Consider the following 18,328-nt stretch of genomic DNA (forward strand, 5'->3'; position numbering starts at 1 on the left):
CTACCGCTGCCGCCGGACCGCTTCACCCGTCCACGCTCTGGCGCAGGATGAAACGCTCCAGGGTGGAGAACAGCAGGGCGCTGTCCAGGGGTTTGCCGAGGAAGTCGTCCATGCCGGCGGCGGCGCCGGCCTGGCGGTGTTCTTCGAGGATGTGGGCGGTGAGGGCGACGATGGGCACCGCCGGCCAGTTGCGGCTGCGCTCGATCCGGCGGATCTGCCGGGTGGCCTCGAAGCCGTCCATTTCCGGCATCTCGCAGTCCATCAGGATCAATTGGATGCCTTCCGGGTCGCGCTGGTACTCGTCCACCGCAGCCACGCCGTTGGCCACGGTACGCACCAGGTAGCCGCGCTTCTTCAGGAAGCCCTGGACCACCATCTGGTTCACCGGGTTGTCCTCTGCCACCAGGACGCAGGGCGTGGCGCTTACCCGGCGGCGTTCCTCTTGCTGCTGGGTACGCTCTTCCAGGCGGCGCTCGCGGTAGAGCTCCTGCAGGGTTTCCCGCAGCTGCGACAGGGTCAGCGGCTGGGCCAAGGCGCGCAGGCGCAGGCCGGCGCCCTGGGGCGGGTACTGGCAATGGTCGGGCGGGCAGATCAACAGCACCCGCTGGCTGTGTTCCAGATGCGAGCGCAGCGGGTCCAGCCAGTGTTCAGGCTGACCGGGCCAGGGCGCCAGCAGCACCAGCAAGGGCGGCGCGGCGAAGTCTTCCAGTTGCTCCACCAGCCTGGCCGGGTCCTGGCAGCGCTCGCAGCGCATGCCCCAGCGGCCCAGCAACCGGCTGAGGGCGTCGAGGGCGCGGGCATCCTGGCTGGCCAGGAGCACGGTGCGGCTGTCCAGCAGTTGGGTCAGCTCGTCGGTGTTGAACTCTCCCGGCTGCAGGGGGATGTCGAAGCTGAAGCAGGTGCCCTGGTTGAGGGTGCTTTGCACTTCGATGCGCCCGCCCATCATTTCCACCAGTTCCTTGCTGATGGCCAGGCCCAGGCCGCTGCCGCCGAAGCGGCGGGTGGTGCTGGAATCGCCCTGGGCGAAGGAGTCGAACAGTTGGGACAGGGCTTCCGGGCGAATGCCGATGCCGCTGTCGCTGACGCTGAACACCAGCTGTGCCCTGCCGGCGGCACCCTGGCGTACTCGAACGTGCAGGGACACATGGCCCTCGCCGGTGAATTTAAGGGCATTGCCCAGCAAGTTCATCAGCACCTGCTTGAGCCGCGTCGGGTCGCCCTGGATACGCCGGGGCACGCCGGCGTCGAGGCTGAGGTGCAGGCCCAGGCGTTTGTCCATGGCCTGCGCGGTGAACAGGACGAGGGTTTGCGAGACCAGGTCTTCAAGGTCGAACTCGATGTGTTCCAGCTCCAGCTTGCCGGATTCGATGCGGGCGAAGTCGAGGATGTCGTTGATCACCGCCATCAGCGATGTGCCCGAGCTGGAGATGGAATCGACATAGAAGCGCTGGTTGCGGTCCAGCGGGGTTTCCCTGAGCAGTTGCAGCATGCCCAGCACGCCATTGAGCGGGGTGCGGATCTCGTGGCTCATCTTGGCCAGGAAGCGGCTCTTGGCCTGGTTCTCGACGTCGGCCTGCTCGGCTGCCTGGCGCGAGCGGTAGCCTTCGTCCTTGAGGGTGTTGATACGGTCGGCGAGTCCGATGGACAGGGTGATCAGCTCGATGGTGACGCCGATTTTCACCACGGTGGCGCCGTACAGCCCCAGCACTTCGATGCCCAGGGAGCCGCTGGTGATCTGGATGAAGGCGACCAGCAGCACGCCCCAGGCCAGGGTGTAGTACGAGCCGTAGCGCAGCCCCCGGCGCCAGACATAGAGGCCGGTGAACAGGAGGAAGGCGGAAACGAACAGCACTGTCAGGCTGGAGAGGATGTTCCAGTTCAGCAGGCCCATCAGCGGAGCGGACATCAGCCCCACCAGGGTGGCCGCCATCAGCCCGCGCAGCACCTTGTCCAGCCGTGGGAAGTGCAGGCCGGTGTGGAGGAAGTGGCGGCTGAACTGCACCGCCGTCAGGCAGTGCAGGTACATGAAGATGTAGATGGCCACCGATTGCAGGATGACGTGCTCGGGCAGCAGCTTGAACAGCATGCCGTCGAAGCAGGCGGCGAGCAGGCCGACGTTGAGGTTGTACGCCAGGTACCAGAGGTAGGCCGGCTCGCGCAGGGACAGGTAGAGGAACAGGTTGTAGAAGAACATGGCGAACAGCACGCCATAGAACGCCCCGTTGAACCCCATGAGGTTTTCCTGGGCGGCGGCGCTGGCGTCGAAGGTGCTGAACACCAGCGGCACGAAGAGGGTGCTGGTGCTTTCCACCCGCAGGATCAGGGTACTTTCCCCCGGCTCGACGGCGAGGGGGAACCAGAAGTTGCGGACCTGGACCGGCCGCTGGGAGAAGGCGAAGTGGTCGCCGGTTTCCCGGGCCAACACCCGGCCGTCGGAGGTGATGTAGTAGAGGCGGATATCGTCCAGCAGCGGGTAGTTGGTTTCCAGGTAGCCGTTCAGCGCCTGGGGGCGGCTGTTGGCCAGGCGTACCTTGAACCACCACACGGAGCTGTTCTTGCCGAGATTGGCCTGTTCGCCCCGGACCTGCTGGAAAGCCGGGTCGGGGAGCTTGCGCACCTGGTCCAGGGTGAGTTCGCCCTTCGGGTCTTCCAGGTAGCCGACCCAGTGGCCGAGCGACAGGCGCAGCTGGTCCTGGTCGAGCGGCACCGCCTCCAGGGCGAAGGCCGGCCGGCAGAGCCAGAGCAGCAGAAGGACCAGACCGAGTGCCAAGGCCTTCACACAGCCTGAACGGTGACGCATGGGATACCACCCGAGTTGTTATTCGTCCCTAGGGTGGCACTTTGCGCCTCGTCGTCGCGGCCTTCAAGGGCTGCCTTCACCCTTGCCCACAAGACTTTCCACGGTCGGGACGCGAGTCTCGCTCTCCATCTGCGCGTCATGTTCCAACTGATGGCTGAAGGGTTCCAGGGACTGCTGGCTGGCGACGGCGTCGGTGGCGAATACCGGCGGGCTCATCAGGTAGGCGCCGAGCAGGCGGGTCAGGGCTTCCAGGCTGTCGATATGGGTGCGCTCGTAGCCGTGGGTGGCGTCGCAGCCGAAGGCCAGCAGGGCGGTGCGGATGTCGTGGCCTGCGGTGACCGCCGACTGGGCGTCGCTGTGGTAGTAGCGGAACAGGTCGCGGCGCAGGGGGATGGCGTTGCTTTCGCCCAGGCGCAGCAGGTGCCGCGACAGGTGGAAGTCGTAGGGGCCGCCGGAGTCCTGCAGGGCCACGGTCACGGCGTGTTCGCTGGAATGCTGGCCGGGGGCGACGGGGGCGATGTCGATGCCGACGAATTCGCTGACGTCCCAGGGCAGGGCTGCGGCGGAGCCGGAACCGATCTCCTCGGTGATGGTGAACAGCGGATGGCAGTCGATGGGGGGCACCAGGCCCGCGTCGGTGATGCCCTTGAGGGCGGTGAGCAGGGCGGCGACGCCGGCCTTGTCGTCCAGGTGACGGGCGCTGATATGGCCGCTTTCGGTGAATTCCGGCAAGGGATCGAAAGCGACGAAGTCGCCCACCGCGACGCCCAGGCTCTCGCAGTCGGCGCGGGTGGCGCAGTAGGCGTCCAGGCGCAGTTCCACGTGGTCCCAGCTCACGGGCAGGCTGTCCACCTGGGTGTTGAACGCATGGCCCGAGGCCAACAGAGGCAGCACGCTACCCCGCACCACCCCGTTGTCGCAGAAGAGGCTGACGCGGCTGCCCTCGGCGAAGCGGCTGGACCAGCAGCCCACCGGGGCCAGGGCCAGGCGGCCGGTGTCCTTGATCTCGCGGACGATGGCGCCAATGGTGTCCAGGTGCGCCGATACCGCACGATCCGGGCTGTTCTGCCTGCCCTTGAGGGTGGCGCGGATGGTGCCGCGCCGGGTCAGCTCGTAGGGGATGCCGATCTCATCCAGCCGCTCGGCCACATAACGCACGATGGTGTCGGTGAAACCGGTGGGGCTGGGGATCGCGAGCATCTCCAGCAGCGTCCGTTGCAGGTAGGCGAGGTCGGGTTCGGGGAGTCTCTGGCTCATGGCGTCTCCTTCGGTCGAGGGCGCGCGGCGGTTTGGCATGATGGGTATCGCAAGCTCCACCCATCCTACGGGTGCGGATTCACCCAGGCTGCTCACTGCGTAGGATGGGTGGAGTGGAGCGATACCCATCGATTCGCCGCATGGGCATCGCTCCGCTCTCCTCATCACGCCGGAACTCAGTTCATCCGGCTCAATGGGAACAACAGGTCGATGAACCGCTCCGCCGTGGGCTGCGGCTGGTGGTTGGCCAGGCCGACCCGCTCGTTGGCCTCGATCAGCACGTAGTCCGGCTGATTGGCCTCGGGCACCAGCAGGTCCAGACCCACCACGGGGATTTCCAGGGTGCGGGCGGCGAGGATGGATGCCTCGGCCAGCGCCGGGTGGAGGGTGTCGGTGACATCCTCCAGCGTGCCGCCCGTATGCAGGTTGGCGGTGCGCCGCACGGCCAGGCGGGTGCCGGGTGGCAGCACGTCGTCATAGCCGTGCCCGGCGGCGCGCAGGGTGCGTTCGGTTTCGCCATCCAGGGGGATGCGGCTTTCCCCCTTGCGTGGCCGCCTGACGCCGGCGGCTCTGGCGTTCGATCAGCTGGCGCAGCGTGCGCTGGCCATCGCCGACCACTTCGGCGGGGCGGCGGATGGCGGCGGCCACCACTTCGTAGTTGATCACCACCACCCGCAGGTCGAGACCCTGGTGGCAGCTTTCCAGCAGCACCCGGCTGCCGAAATGTTCGGCATGGGTGATGGCGGTGTTCACCTCATCCAGGTTGCGCAGGTCCACCGCCACGCCCTGGCCCTGCTCGCCATTTACCGGCTTGACCACCAGGCTGCCGTGCTCGGCGAGAAAGGCGGCGTTCTCTTCATCCGTGCCGGCCAGGCGCTGGGCAGGCTGGCGGATACCGACCCGGGCCAGGGCGCGATGGGTCAGCTGCTTGTCCTGGCAGAGGGTCATGCTCACCGCGCTGGTGAGGTCCGACAGGGATTCCCGGCAGCGGATGCGCCGGCCCCCCTGGCTGAGGCTGAAGAGCCCGCCCTCGGCATCGTCTACCTGCACCTCGATGCCTCGGCGCAGGGCTTCGTTGACGATGATGCGGGCGTAGGGATTGAGCTCCGCTTCCGGGCCGGGACCGATGAACAGGGTCTGGTTGATGCTGTTCTTGCGCTTCACCGTGAAGGTGGCCAGGTCCCGGAATCCCAACCGGGCATAGAGCGCCTTGGCCTGGCGGTTGTCGTGCAGCACCGAGAGGTCCAGGTAGTTCAACCCGCGGCTCATGAAGTGCTCCACCAGATGGCGTACCAGGGCTTCGCCGACGCCGGGCCGGCTGAGTTGCGGGTCCACCGCCAGGCACCAGAGGCTGGAACCGCCATCCGGGTCGTGGAATGCCGTCGCGTGGTTGAGGCCCATGACCGCGCCGATCACCTGGCTGTCGCGCTCGTCCTCGGCCAGCCAGTAGACCGGCCCGCCCAGCTGGCGCGGGGTGATGGCGCCGTGATCCACCGGCAGCATGCCGCGACGGAGGTAGAGCTGGTTGACCGCCTGCCAGTCGGCGTCGGTCTGGGCCCTACGGATACGGAAGCCGCGAAAGGCCCGGCGCGCCGGGCGGTAGTCGGGAAACCAGAGTCGCAGGGTGTCGGAGGGGTCGAGGAACAGCTGTTGCGGCGCCTGGGCCAGCACTTGCTGCGGCGCGGCGACGTAGAGGGCGATGTCGCGCTCGCCGGGGCGCTCCTCCAGCAGCTCCCGGGCCAGGCTCGCGGAGTCGGGGAAGGTGTGGCCGAGGAGCAGTCGGCCCCAGCCGCAATGGAGGACCCGTGGCGGTCCCTTGAGTGCCAGGTGGCCTTCCGCGAGGCGCGCCTGCAGGCGCTGATAGGAAGGCACCTGGCCGCGCAGCAGGCGCTGGCTGTGCAGGGTATGGGTTTTCATCGGTTCAGAGTCCCTGTTGGTTGAGCCAGAGGTTGAGGGCGGCCAACTGCCAGAGCTTGGAGCCGCGCAGAGGCGTGATGTCCTCTGCAGGGCTCTCCAGCAAGCGTTCCAGCAGGGCCGGCTGGAACAGGCCGCGATCCTGGCCCGGGTCCAGCAGCAGTTCGCGCACCCAGTCGCGGGTTCGGCCTTCCAGGTGCTTGAGACCCGGCACCGGGAAGTAGCCCTTGGGGCGGTCGATCACGTCATGGGGGATGACCTGGCGGGCGGCTGCCTTGAGCACCGCCTTGCCGCCGTCGCCGAGCTTGAAGCGCGACGGGATGCGCGCCGACAGCTCGGCCACCCGGTAGTCGAGGAACGGCACCCGCGCTTCCAGGCCCCAGGCCATGGTCATGTTGTCCACCCGCTTCACCGGGTCGTCCACCAGCATCACCGTGCTGTCCAGGCGCAGGGCCTTGTCCACCGGGTCGAGGGCACCGGGCTGCTCGAAGTGCTGGCGGACGAACTCGCCGGCCAGGTCGCCGGTGAGCCACGCGGGCATCACCGTGGCCTCGTACTCGGGGTGGCTGCGGTCGAAGAAGGCGGCGCGGTATTCGTTGAAGGGGTCGACGGTATCCACCAGGGGCGGGTACCAGTGATAGCCGCCGAACAGCTCGTCCGCGCCCTGGCCGCTCTGCACCACCTTGCAGTGTTTCGAGACCTCGCGGGCCAGCAGGTAGAAGGCGATGCAATCGTGGCTGACCATGGGTTCGCTCATGGCGGCGAAGGCGTCGGGCAGCTGCTCCAGCACTTCGCGCTCGTCGATGCGCAGTTGCTGGTGGCGGGTGCCGTAGTGGCGGGCGATCAGGTCGGAGTACTCGAACTCGTCGCCGCGTTCGCCGCCGGCATCCTGGAAGCCGATGGAGAAGGTGGCCAACTGCTCCGCCCCGGTCTCCGCCAGCAGGCCCACCAGCAGGCTGGAATCCACCCCGCCCGAGAGCAGCACACCCACCTCGCGGGCGGCGCGCTGGCGGATCGACACGGCGTCGCGCAGGCCGGCCAGCAGCAGGTCGCGCCAGTCCTCCATGACGAGGGACTGCTCGTCCTCGCGGGGGCCGTATTCCAGTTGCCACCAGTTGCCCTGGCTGCAATTGCCCTCGGCGTCGATCTGCATCCAGCCGGCCGGCGGCAACTTTTCCACGCTCTTCACCAGGGTGCGCGGCGCCGGCACCACAGCGTGGAAGTTGAGGTAGAAGTTCAGCGCCTCGGGGTCCAGCGACCGGTCCAGGTCGCCACCCTGGAGCAGGGCCGGCAGGCTGGAGGCGAAGCGCAGGCGCTTGCCGTTGCGGGTGAGGTACAGCGGCTTGATGCCCAGGCGGTCCCGCGCGAGGAACAGGCGCTGGCTGTCCCGCTCCCAGATGGCCAGGGCGAACATGCCGTTGAGCCGGGGCAGCATGTCCTTGCCCCAGGCGTGCCAGGCCTTGAGCAGGACTTCGGTGTCACCGCTGGAATGGAAGCGGTAACCCAGAGCCAGCAGCTCCTTGCGCAGTTCGGGGTAGTTGTAGATGGCGCCATTGAACACCATGGCCAGGCCCAGTTCGGGGTCCAGCATGGGCTGCCCGGAGGCTTCGGCCAGGTCCATGATCTTCAGCCGTCTGTGGCCCAGGGCGATCGGTCCCTGGCTGTGCAGGCCCCAGGCGTCGGGTCCGCGTGGGGCGAGGTGGTGAGTGATTCTATCGAGGGCAGCCAGGTCGGCCGGTTGCTTGTCGAAACGTAGTTCTCCGGAAATGCCGCACATAAGTCCTTACCGGTGTAGCCGTTGGGGATTCAGCGCCGGGGGGCACTAAAGGGTCCGACCCTTGTGCACTTCCGTGAGTTTTATATCGATTGCTTATAAGGCTGGAGGCTCCATCAGGCGAGGAGCTTCTGCGCTGCTAGGGACAGACTCACCGCCACCAGCATCAGGGCGAAGAGCCGCTGCAGGGTGGCACCGCGCAGGTGCAGCGCCAGCTGATTGCCGCAGAGCACGCCGATGGCGCCGCCGGCCGCCAGGCCGCCGAGCAGGGCCATGGGCGGCTGGGCATGGGTGAGGTAGAGGAGGAAGCCGCCGCCGGACACCAGGGCGATCACCGCCATGGAGGTGGCGGTGGCGGCCAGCATCGACAGCGGCGTGAACCAGAGCAACGCCGGGACGATGAGAAAGCCACCACCCACGCCCATGACGCCGGACAGCAGGCCCACGCCCGCGCCGATGGCCACCAGCGGCGAGCTGCGCAATGGGCCGGTACTGCGCTTGGGCAGGCCCGCGCCACGCCACATGCGCCAGGCCGACCAGAGCACCAGCAGGCAGAAGCCGAGAATCAGCACGGGCTCGGGGATGTAACGTCCCACCCACTGGCCGACGGCATTGCCCGGCAGGCCGCTGACGGCGAGCAACAGCACCGGGCGCCAGGACACCAGGCCCTGGCGGACGCGGGGGATGGCGCCGATGGCGGCGGACAGGGCCACGGCGCCCAGGCTCACGCCGATGGCGTCGCGCAGGGGCAGGTGCAGGCTGAGCAGCAGGGGCAGGGCCACCAGGGAACCGCCGGCGCCGGTCAGGCCCAGCAGCAGGCCAAGCACGGCGCCGATGGCCAGGGCTTCAATCAAGAGAAATTCCATGGTCAGGCATTCTGGCCGCGGATCAGGCGGCGCAAGGCAAATCGGTTGGGGTGGCAGGCCTCGGCCACGGCGCGGGGCACGGGCAGCGGCTCGTCGTCCAGCCAGGCGGCCAGCAGCTCGCCGGACAGCGGCGCGGTGATCAGCCCGCGGGAGCCATGGGCGCTGTTCACATACAGACCGTCGAACCAGGGCGCGGGAACGTCCGGCACCTGGCGCGCGTCCTTCGCCAGCACCGCGTAGGCCGAGGCGAAGGCATCCGCGTCGGCCAGCGGGCCGACGATGGGCAGGTAATCCGGCGTGGTGCAGCGGAACGCGGCGCGGCCTTCGAGGCGTGCCGGCTCCAGTTCGGCAGCGTGCAGGCGACGGCCGAGGTCCGGGGATATCTCCTCCAGCAGCTGCAGGTTTCCGGCGTGCTCGGCGGCGGTGGGTTCCAGGTCGGTGCTGTGGAAATCGAAGCTGGCGCCCAGGGTGTGTTCGCCCTCCCGTGGCGGCGCCACGTAGCCTTCGGCGCAGAGCACGGTGCCGAGATTCGCGCTCTCGGCGGTGGCCGGCAGGCGGCTGATCTGGCCCCGGATGCGCTTGAGCTGCAGGCCGGTGGCCTGGGGAAAACGCAGCACGTCCGCGGCGCCGGCCAGCACCGCCACGGGGGCGCAGGCGAGGCTCCGGTCCCCGGCAACGGCGTGCCAGAGCTCGCCTTCACGGCGCAGTTCCAGCGCCTCGCTGTGGGGGATCAGGCGGATATTCAGGTGAGTGGCCAGCAGGCGGCACAGGGCCGGCGGATGCACCCAGCCGGCCTCGGGGTAGAACAGGCCGCCGGCGGGCAGTGCGACCCCGGCCAGGGCTTCGGCCTGGGCTCGGTCGAGGCGGTGCAGCAGGTCGGCGGGGAAGGCGTCGGCCAGTTTGGCCTGGCGCTGGGCTTCCTTGTCGTCGAAGGCCAGTTGCAGCACGCCGCAGGCCTGCCAGTCGCGGCCCTGTTCCAGCCGCTGCAGCAGCCGGCGGGTGTGGCCGAAGCCGCTGAGGATCAGGCGCGACAGGGGTGTGCCGTGGGCGGATAGCTTGAGGTAGAGCACGCCCTGGGGGTTGCCCGAAGCCTCTCGGGCCGGCGCGTCATGGCGTTCCAGCAGGGTCACCTGCCAGCCGCGGGTGGCGAGGCTGGCGGCGCTGGCACAACCGGCCAGACCCGCCCCGATCACCAGGGCTTCACGGCGTACCGGGACGAAACGTGGGCGGGCGTACCAGGGCTTGGCGTCGTCGCGGGCTTCACCCTGGAACAGGCCACGGCTCATTTCCCACTTCTTGCCGAAACCGGGCAGGCGCTTGATGGCGAAGCCGGCTTCCTTGAGTGCACGGCGCACGAAGCCGGCAGCGGTGAAGGTGGCCAGGGTGGTGCCGGGGCCGGACAACCGTGCCAGCTGCTCGAAGAGGGCGGGGCTCCACATGTCAGGGTTCTTGATCGGGGCGAAACCGTCGAGGAACCAGGCATCGAAACGGGCGTCCAGTTCCGGCAAGCACTCCAGGGCGTCGCCCACCAGCAGGGTCAGCGTCACGCGACCCTCGGCCAGGATGAAGCGCTGGAAGCCGGGATGAATCGCCACGTACTGCTCAACGAGCTGAGCGGCCAGCGAGGCCAGTTGCGGCCACAGGGCCAGGGCGCGCTGGAGGTCGTCACGGGTGAGGGGGAATTTCTCCACGCTGACGAAATTCAGCCGGGCATCGGCTGGCGCGCATTGTTCGAACAGCTGCCAGGCACAGAGGAAGTTCAGCCCGGTGCCGAAGCCGGTTTCACCAATGGCGAAACGCCCACCGGCGGGTAATTCGGCGAAGCGCCGGGCCAGGTCGTTGCCGGCGATGAAGACGTGGTGGGTTTCGTCGATGCCCGAGGTGGGGGAGAAATAGATGTCGTCGAATTCCCGCGACAGCGGTTGGCCCTGTTCGTCCCAATCGAGTCGGGCGTGGTGGAAGTCGGACATGGGGTGTTCCGTGACTGCGAAGCGCGAATAGTAGCCGATCGGGCACCCGCTCCGGATGATCTGGAGCAGACAAGCTGATTGTGGCGTGGGGTTGGGCGGGGCGCGAGTTTTGCCCGCGAAGCGTTTCATCGAGATTTTCGCGAGCAGCGCTCGCTCCCACGGACCGGCGTCCGCTACCTTTTCCCCATCAGACCAAGGAGGCACGTATGTTCGAGTCCGCCGAGATCGGCCATTCCATCGACAAGGAAACCTATGAGAAGGCCGTAGTGGAGCTGCGCTCGGCGCTCTTGGACGCCCAGATGGAACTGAAGCAGCAGGGGCGCTTCCCGGTGCTCATCCTGATCAACGGCATCGAGGGCGCCGGCAAGGGCGAGACGGTGAAGCTGCTGAACGAATGGATGGACCCGCGCCTGATCAATGTGGAGAGCTTCCTGCACCCCACTGACGAAGAGCTGTCGCGGCCGCCGCAGTGGCGCTTCTGGCGCAAGCTGCCGCCCAAGGGGCGGATCGGCATCTTCTTCGGCAACTGGTACAGCCAGATGCTCTACGCCCGAGTCGAGGGGGACATCAAGGATGCCCAGCTGGATCAGGCCACCAACGACACGGAAAGCTTCGAGCGCATGCTCTGTGACGAGGGTGCGCTGATCTTCAAGTTCTGGTTCCACCTGTCCAAGAAGCAGCTCAAGGAGCGGCTGAAGGCCCTGGAGAACGACCCCCAGCGCAGCTGGCAGCTCAATCCCCTGGACTGGAAGCAGACCGAGGTCTACGACCGCTTCGTGCGCTTCGGCGAGCGTGTGCTGCGGCGGACCAGCCGGGACTACGCGCCCTGGTATGTGATCGAGGGTTCCGACGAGCGCTATCGCAGCCTGAGCGTGGGCCGCATCATCCTCGAAGGCTTGCAGGCGGCCCTGAAGGTCGACGCCCGGGCCAAGCCTCACCCCCACGCGGCGCCCCTGGTGTCCAGCCTGGACAACCGCAGCCTGCTGTCCAGCCTCGACCTCAGCCGCAAGCTGGACAAGGACGACTACAAGGAACAACTGGCCACCGAGCAGGCGCGCTTCGCCGGCCTGATGCGCGACAAGCGCATGCGCGGCCATGCGCTGATGGCGGTGTTCGAGGGCAATGATGCGGCGGGCAAGGGTGGCGCCATCCGTCGCGTTACCGGGGCACTGGACCCACGGCAGTACCGCACCGTGCCCATCGCCGCCCCCACCGAGGAAGAGCGGGCACAGCCCTACCTCTGGCGTTTCTGGCGGCATGTGCCGGGACGCGGGCAGTTCACCATCTTCGACCGGTCCTGGTACGGCCGCGTGCTGGTGGAGCGGGTGGAGGGCTTCTGTTCCGAGGCGGACTGGCTGCGGGCCTACGGAGAGATCAACGACTTCGAGGAGCAACTGCGCAACTACGGCATCGTGGTGGTGAAGTTCTGGCTGTCCATCGACAAGGACACCCAGTTGGCGCGCTTCAAGGAGCGTGAGCAAACCCCCTTCAAGCAATACAAGATCACCGAGGAAGACTGGCGCAATCGCGAAAAGTGGGACCTGTACGTGGACGCCGTGGGCGACATGGTGGATCGCACCAGCACCGAGATCGCGCCCTGGACCCTGGTGGAGGCCAACGACAAGCGCTATGCCCGGGTCAAAGTGCTGCGCACCATCAACGAGGCGCTGGAGGCCGCCTTCGAGAAGGGCTAGGGGATGAGCGCGCATACGCACGGTGAATGATCATGGTTGATGAGTATGGGGCAGGCCTATGCTCGTCCCATCTTCCCTCCCGACAACAACGAGGTGCGTCATGCGTGAAGTGGTGATCGTCGACAGCGTGCGGACTGGCCTGGCCAAGTCCTTCCGCGGCAAGTTCAACATGACCCGGCCGGATGACATGGCCGCCCACTGCGTGAACGCACTGCTGGCACGCAACGACCTCGACCCGGCCCTGGTGGACGACTGCGTGGTCGGCGCCGGTTCCAACGAAGGCGCCCAGGGCCACAACATCGGCCGCAACGTGGCGGTGCTCTCCGGCCTGGGCATCCAGGTCGCCGGGATGACCCTCAACCGCTACTGCTCCTCCGGCCTGCAGGCCATCGCCATTGCCGCCAACCAGATCGCCTCCGGCTGCAGCGACGTGATGGTGGCGGGCGGCGTCGAGTCCATCACCCTGACCCTGAAGAGCATCAACCAGGACAACTTCGTCAATCCGCGCCTGAAGCTCGAACACCCCGGCATCTACTACCCCATGGGCCAGACCGCCGAGATCGTCGCCCGCCGCTACAACGTCAGCCGCGAAGTCCAGGACCTCTACGCCCTGCAGAGCCAGCAGCGCACCGCCCGCGCCCAGGCCGAAGGCCTGTTCGCCGACGAGATCGTGCCGATGAGCGTGAAGTACTTCGTGGAAGACAAGGCCACCGGCGAGAAGCAGGTGCTGGACGGTGTGGTGGATCGCGACGACTGCAACCGCGCCGATACCACCCTGGAAGGCCTGGCCTCCCTGAAGCCGGTATTCAGTGAAGATGGCTCGGTCACCGCCGGCAACTCTTCGCAGCTGTCCGACGGCGCCTCCATGACCCTGTTGATGAGCCTGGACAAGGCGCTGGAGCTGGGCCTGAAGCCCAAGGCCTTCTTCCGCGGCTTCACCGTCGCCGGCTGCGAGCCCGATGAAATGGGCATCGGCCCGGTGTTCTCGGTGCCCAAGCTGCTCAAGGCCAAGGGCCTGACCATCGACGACATCGACCTGTGGGAGCTGAACGAGGCCTTCGCTTCCCAGTGCCTCTATGCCCGCGACCGCCTGGGCATCGACAACGAAAAGTACAACGTCAACGGCGGTTCGATCTCCATCGGCCACCCCTTCGGCATGACCGGCTCGCGCCAGGTCGGCCACCTGGTGCGCGAGCTGCAGCGCCGCGACAAGCGTTTCGGCATCGTCACCATGTGCGTGGGCGGTGGCATGGGCGCTACCGGTTTGTTCGAGGCGTATCGCTGAGACCCCTCATGGACCGCTTGGGGGCGATTGAAATCGCCCCCAACAGGCTGAATTTCGACACCCCATAAAAGGAAAAACCCGCGCTGGCGCGGGTTCCTTCATGTGGGGCGGTCATCGGCCCCGAAGTGCGAGTAGGGTGTCGGATTGCTTGACGCGACGGATATAGAGCGCAACCTCTCGCTCCGTATCCACGCGGGTGTAGTAGGGCCCTTCCAGGGTGCCCTCCCGGGTTGAGAAGAAATACTGGCCGTTCACAGCGCTGATCCGCTCACTGCGATAGTGGGTGCCTGGCGCCATGTCGGATGCGCGTCTACCGAACATCGGAACACCTCCTTTCCCCCCTTGGCTCTTTGAGTCTAACCAGCGCTGCCTGGCTTGCTCCGGCGCTCGACAGGCGGCTTGCCGCCGGTATGGGCGCGCGACAGGTACAGTTCTAACGCCGACCGTCGTGCAACTGTTCCTGTGCCGGGGCTCCGCGCGCTCCTAGAATGGCGTCTCCTGTCTCGCCCGGCCTGTTGCGGCCGGGTCTCCCCGCTGAGGTTCCCATGCACATCTCCTCCGGCCGTTGGGTCTACGGCCTGTTCCTCGCCCTGGTCACGGCCGTGCTCTGGGGCGTCCTGCCCATCTGGCTGAAGGAAGTCCTGCAGACCATGGACCCGGTCACCGTCACCTGGTACCGGCTGGTGGTGGCGGGCCTGCTGTTGTTCGCCTACCTGGGGGCCAATCGCCGACTGCCGGCGTTCCGTCCGTTGGGCGCGCGGGGCCGCTGGCTGGTGGTGCTGGCGGTGGTGGGGCTGACGGGCAACTACGTGTTCTATCTGATCGGCCTGAAAATGCTCAGCCCCGGCACCACCCAACTGGTGATCCAGGTGGCGCCGATCCTGTTCCTGCTGAGCAGCCTGTTCATCTTCAAGGAAAGCTTCAGCCTGGGGCAGGCGTTTGGCCTGGTCGTGACCATCCTGGGCTTCGGGCTGTTCTTCAACCAGCGCCTTGAGGAGCTGCTCACCTCCATGAGCCAGTACACCCTCGGCGTGCTGGTGATCCTGCTGGCCGCGGCCGTCTGGACCTTCTACGGGCTGGCCCAGAAGCAGCTGCTGACCCACTGGAGTTCGGCCCAGGTGATGATGGTCATCTACCTCGGTTGCGCCGCCTTGCTGATGCCCTGGGCCCACCCGCTGGAGCTGCTGTCCCTGAGCCCGCTGCAGGGCTGGTTGCTGCTGGCCTGCTGCCTGAACACCCTGGTGGCGTACGGTGCGTTCGCCGAAGCCCTGGCCCACTGGGAGGCTTCCCGGGTCAGCGCCACCCTGGCGATCACGCCGCTGGTGACCTTCGCCAGCGTGGCCGCCTGCGCCAGCCTCTGGCCGGACCATGTGCAATCGGAAGAGATCAACTGGATCGCCTACAGCGGCGCGATATTCGTGGTGCTGGGCTCGGCCCTCACCGCCCTGGCGCCGTCGCTGGTGCGCAGCTGGCGGGCGCGCCGGGAGGCGCAGGTGGTGATGCCCAACGAGTGAGTTGGCAGAGGCGATGGGTTTCGCGTCGCTCTAGCGGAACGCCGCCCGCGCCATCCTACGAATGCCGACCTCCGAGCCGAGGTGGAACCGTAGGATGGGTGGAGCTTGCGATACCCATCAGCGATGTCGATGGGTAACGCTTCAGCAGCGCGTGCCGAGCAATTCGGCCTTGCGCAGCCAGGTCTGGCGCTGTTCCTCGGAGGAGGGGCGCACCGGCGAGAACTCGGTGAGGCGGCGGGTCTTGATGCCGCAGAAACCGAGAATGGTGCGCACCATCTGGCGGTGGGCCGGGGCGCCGTAGATCCAGCGGAAGTACCAGGGCGGGGTGTCCAGCGTCACCAGCAGGTCAGCGGTGCGTCCGGTGAGCAGCTTGTCCCAGGCCTGGGACTGGCCGCGGTAGCGGAACGCGAAGCCAGGCAGGAAGACACGGTCGAAGAATCCCTTGAGCAGCGCCGGCAGGCCGCCCCACCAGACCGGGTAGACGAACACCAGGTGTTCAGCCCAGTGGATCTGGCGCTGGGCTTCCAGCAGGTCGGGTTCCAGGCTCTGGCTCTGGTCGTAGCCTTGCCGCAGCACCGGATCGAACTGCATCTCCCCCAGCTTCAACTGCCGCACCACATGGCCTTCGCTGCGCGCGCCCTGGGCGAAGGCTTCGCCCAGGGCATGGCACAGGCTGCCACCCTTGGGGGTGCCGAGAATCAGCAGGACGCGCTTGCCATCGCCTTCCAGCGGCGTGGCGCCGTGCTTTGCCGCCTCAGCCATGATTACCGGCCTCCAGCATGCTTTCCGGGCGGACCCAGGCGTCGAACTGCTCCTCGGTCAGGTAACCCAGGGCCAGGGCCGACTCCCGCAGGGTGGTGCCTTCGGCGTAGGCCTTCTTGGCGATCTGCGCGGCCTTGTCGTAGCCGATGTGAGGGTTGAGGGCGGTGACCAGCATCAGGCCGCGCTCCAGGTGCTCGGCCATGCGCGCGGCGTCCGGCTCCATGCCGGCCACGCAATGCTGCTGGAAGTTGCGGCAACCGTCCCCCAGCAGGCGGATGGACTGCAGTACGTTATGCACGATCACCGGCTTGAACACGTTCAGCTGCAGGTGGCCCTGGCTGGCGGCGAAGCCAATGGTGGCGTCATTGCCCATCACCTGGCAGGCCAGCATGGACAACGCCTCGCATTGGGTGGGGTTGACCTTGCCGGGCATGATCGAGCTGCCCGGTTCGTTGGCCGGCAGCCGCACCTCGGCCAGGCCGCCTCGCGGGCCGGAGCCCAGCAGGCGCAGGTCGTTGGCAATCTTCATCAGGGCCACGGCCAGGGTCTTGAGGGCGCCGGAAAGGTTCACCAGCGGCTCGTGCCCGGCCAGGGCGGCGAACTTGTTCGGCGCCGAAACGAAATGGATGCCGGACAGCGCCGCCAGTTCGGCGGCCATGGCCTGGGCGAAATCCTGAGGAGCGTTGAGCCCGGTGCCCACGGCGGTGCCGCCCTGGGCCAGCTGCAGGACCAGCGGCAGCGCGGCGCGGATGGCCTTGTCGGCGTAGTCGAGCTGGGCGACGAAGGCGGAGAGTTCCTGGCCGAAGGTGACGGGGGTGGCATCCATCATGTGGGTGCGACCGGTCTTCACCAGGTTGATGTGGCGGGCCGACTGCTCGGCCAGGCCGCCGGAGAGTTCGGCAATGGCCGGCAACAGCTCATGCTGGACCGCCTTGGCGATGGCGATGTGCATCGCCGTGGGGAAGCAGTCGTTGGAGCTCTGGGCGAAGTTCACATGGTCGTTGGGGTGGACCGGGCTCTTGCCGCCGCGCTGGCCGGTGGCCAGTTCGTTGGCCCGGCCGGCGATCACCTCATTGACGTTCATGTTGGTCTGGGTGCCGCTGCCGGTCTGCCAGACCACCAGGGGAAACTGGTCGTCGTGCTTGCCCGCCAGCACTTCGTCGGCGGCCTGTTCGATCAGGCGGGCGACGTCCGGGGGCAGGTCGCCATTATGGCCGTTGACCCGCGCAGCGGCCTTCTTGATCAGCGCCAGGGCGTGCACCACGGCCAGCGGCATGCGTTCGCCACCGATGGCGAAATTTTCCAGAGAACGCTGGGTCTGGGCTCCCCAGTAAGCATCGTCGGCGACTTCGACTGGCCCAAGGCTGTCGGTTTCTGTGCGGCTCATGTGGATGGCTCCGGGTATTGATTCCGCAGTTTAGGCCCTATCTCCGGCACTCGGTTCAACCGCTCGGGCAATTACCAGCGTGCGCGGGTGGCCCCTAACCAGCCGAGGGCGCTGGTCACCGGTACGCACTCACCGTCCGGGCTGCGCAGCGTGCCGTCGAAATGGCCGAACCACTGCCGCGTATCGGCGAAGAACGGCCCCAGGTGCGGACGGGCCTGGTGCAGTTGGCGCGGGGTGAAGGTGAGGTCCACCCGGCGACAGACGGTGAACAGCCGCCAGGGGGCGAGGGGATTGTTCGGCTCCTGTTCGATGGACACGGGACGATCCAGCTTGGCCAGGCGGCCACCGAACCAGAGGGCGTTTTCCGTCAGCCCGCTCGCGTCGGTCCAGCCGGACCCGAAATTGCCGGCAATGCCGCCGGGCGCGGCAAAGGCGGCGCGGGTCCAGTGGCTCTGGAAGGGCCAGACGCCACGCCCGAAGTCCAGGGCGGCGAAGCTCTGGCCGCTGGCGCACACATACTGGCGATCGCCCAGTTGCAGGCAGCCGGTGGTGGGCAGGCCCAACTGACGGCTGCTGGCGTGGAAGCAACGACCGGGGAGGGGCGCCACTAGGTTCACCGAGTCCAGGTGGACGGGGCGCTGGATGTCGAGGGCGGCCTGCAGCGGCTGGCCACCGAGGTCAGGCGCCTCTACCCGCAGGCTCAGGCGGCCGGGGTGCTCCTCCACCTTGAAATGCAGCCGTGGATGGTTGAAACCGTGGCTCTCCAGGGGCGTGTCCGGCAGGTGGCAACCTCGGGCGAAGGCCCGGAGCTGCGTGTGGGCGACGGACTTGCCACTGTCGAGGTCGAGGAAGTAGACGGCGCCGTAGCCCAGGTAATCGACGTCGGCGAGGGTCAGCGAAAGCATCCAGCGCGGCGTGGTGATGCACCAGTGGTTCCAGCGCTTGCGTCGGCCGAAGTGGCCGGGGATCGCGTAGTTCAGCCGAGGGCGGCTTGACCAGCCGACAGCTGCGGGGGTGAGCATGCCCTGGGCGTCGCAGAGAGTCGGAATCCCGGGGGGTAGGGTGGAGATGTGGCTAGTCATCAGCAGGCACGTCCATGTGTGTG

Annotated in this window: 12 protein-coding genes and 1 pseudogene; 3 read left to right on the forward strand and 10 right to left on the reverse strand. The window is 67.4% G+C overall.

Annotation, left to right across the window (positions count from 1 at the left end; all coding sequences use genetic code 11):
* Positions 1 to 22: 22 nt before the first annotated feature.
* The 6 genes and pseudogenes from TQ98_RS05580 to mnmC form a co-directional block, all read right to left on the reverse strand.
* Positions 23 to 2,800 (reverse strand): hybrid sensor histidine kinase/response regulator, encoded by a 2,778-nt coding sequence (locus TQ98_RS05580; protein WP_044871774.1) that lies wholly within the window; start codon positions 2,798 to 2,800, stop codon positions 23 to 25.
* Positions 2,801 to 2,863: 63 nt separating this feature from the next.
* Positions 2,864 to 4,057, reverse strand: a complete 1,194-nt coding sequence (locus TQ98_RS05585) for an osmoprotectant NAGGN system M42 family peptidase (RefSeq protein ID WP_044871773.1) — start codon at positions 4,055 to 4,057, stop codon at positions 2,864 to 2,866.
* 176 nt (positions 4,058 to 4,233) lie between these two features.
* Positions 4,234 to 5,974, reverse strand: a pseudogene (ngg, locus tag TQ98_RS05590) (N-acetylglutaminylglutamine synthetase).
* A 4-nt stretch (positions 5,975 to 5,978) separates the two neighbouring features.
* Entirely contained in the window at positions 5,979 to 7,748 is a 1,770-nt protein-coding gene (locus TQ98_RS05595; RefSeq protein ID WP_044871772.1) for an N-acetylglutaminylglutamine amidotransferase, read from the reverse strand.
* 113 nt (positions 7,749 to 7,861) lie between these two features.
* On the reverse strand, positions 7,862 to 8,611 hold the full coding sequence (locus tag TQ98_RS05600; protein WP_044871771.1) for a sulfite exporter TauE/SafE family protein: 750 nt from the start codon (positions 8,609 to 8,611) through the stop codon (positions 7,862 to 7,864).
* A 2-nt stretch (positions 8,612 to 8,613) separates the two neighbouring features.
* Positions 8,614 to 10,581, reverse strand: a complete 1,968-nt coding sequence (gene mnmC, locus TQ98_RS05605; protein WP_044871770.1) for a bifunctional tRNA (5-methylaminomethyl-2-thiouridine)(34)-methyltransferase MnmD/FAD-dependent 5-carboxymethylaminomethyl-2-thiouridine(34) oxidoreductase MnmC — start codon at positions 10,579 to 10,581, stop codon at positions 8,614 to 8,616.
* A 206-nt stretch (positions 10,582 to 10,787) separates the two neighbouring features.
* On the opposite strand from mnmC, the gene pap reads away from it, so the two are divergent.
* The gene (gene pap, locus TQ98_RS05610; RefSeq protein WP_044871769.1) at positions 10,788 to 12,275 is read left to right on the forward strand and encodes a polyphosphate:AMP phosphotransferase; all 1,488 of its coding nucleotides are present in this window, start codon (positions 10,788 to 10,790) and stop codon (positions 12,273 to 12,275) included.
* Between the two features lie 100 nt (positions 12,276 to 12,375).
* On the forward strand, positions 12,376 to 13,560 hold the full coding sequence (locus TQ98_RS05615; protein ID WP_044871768.1) for a thiolase family protein: 1,185 nt from the start codon (positions 12,376 to 12,378) through the stop codon (positions 13,558 to 13,560).
* A 111-nt stretch (positions 13,561 to 13,671) separates the two neighbouring features.
* Here TQ98_RS05615 and TQ98_RS05620 read toward each other — a convergent pair whose 3' ends face one another.
* A complete protein-coding gene (locus TQ98_RS05620; RefSeq protein ID WP_044871767.1) occupies positions 13,672 to 13,881 on the reverse strand; it encodes a DUF6316 family protein in 210 nt (69 codons plus the stop codon).
* 224 nt (positions 13,882 to 14,105) lie between these two features.
* Here TQ98_RS05620 and TQ98_RS05625 point away from each other — a divergent pair, with 224 nt between their 5' ends.
* Complete coding sequence (locus TQ98_RS05625; protein ID WP_044871766.1) at positions 14,106 to 15,074, forward strand: DMT family transporter; 969 nt, start codon at positions 14,106 to 14,108, stop codon at positions 15,072 to 15,074.
* A gap of 141 nt (positions 15,075 to 15,215) precedes the next feature.
* Here the strand turns inward: TQ98_RS05625 and TQ98_RS05630 are convergent, their stop codons facing one another.
* The 3 genes from TQ98_RS05630 to TQ98_RS05640 form a co-directional block, all read right to left on the reverse strand.
* Positions 15,216 to 15,836: an NAD(P)H-dependent oxidoreductase gene (locus tag TQ98_RS05630; protein WP_044871765.1), complete on the reverse strand. Its 621-nt coding sequence runs from the start codon at positions 15,834 to 15,836 to the stop codon at positions 15,216 to 15,218.
* Positions 15,829 to 17,223, reverse strand: a complete 1,395-nt coding sequence (locus TQ98_RS05635; RefSeq protein WP_044871764.1) for a class II fumarate hydratase — start codon at positions 17,221 to 17,223, stop codon at positions 15,829 to 15,831. The genes TQ98_RS05630 and TQ98_RS05635 overlap by 8 nt, the downstream gene beginning before the upstream one ends.
* A gap of 71 nt (positions 17,224 to 17,294) precedes the next feature.
* Positions 17,295 to 18,305: a DUF2804 domain-containing protein gene (locus TQ98_RS05640; protein ID WP_044871763.1), complete on the reverse strand. Its 1,011-nt coding sequence runs from the start codon at positions 18,303 to 18,305 to the stop codon at positions 17,295 to 17,297.
* Positions 18,306 to 18,328: the final 23 nt, after the last annotated feature.

This window comes from Pseudomonas sp. LFM046 (genome assembly GCF_000949385.2).
Classification (GTDB): domain Bacteria; phylum Pseudomonadota; class Gammaproteobacteria; order Pseudomonadales; family Pseudomonadaceae; genus Metapseudomonas.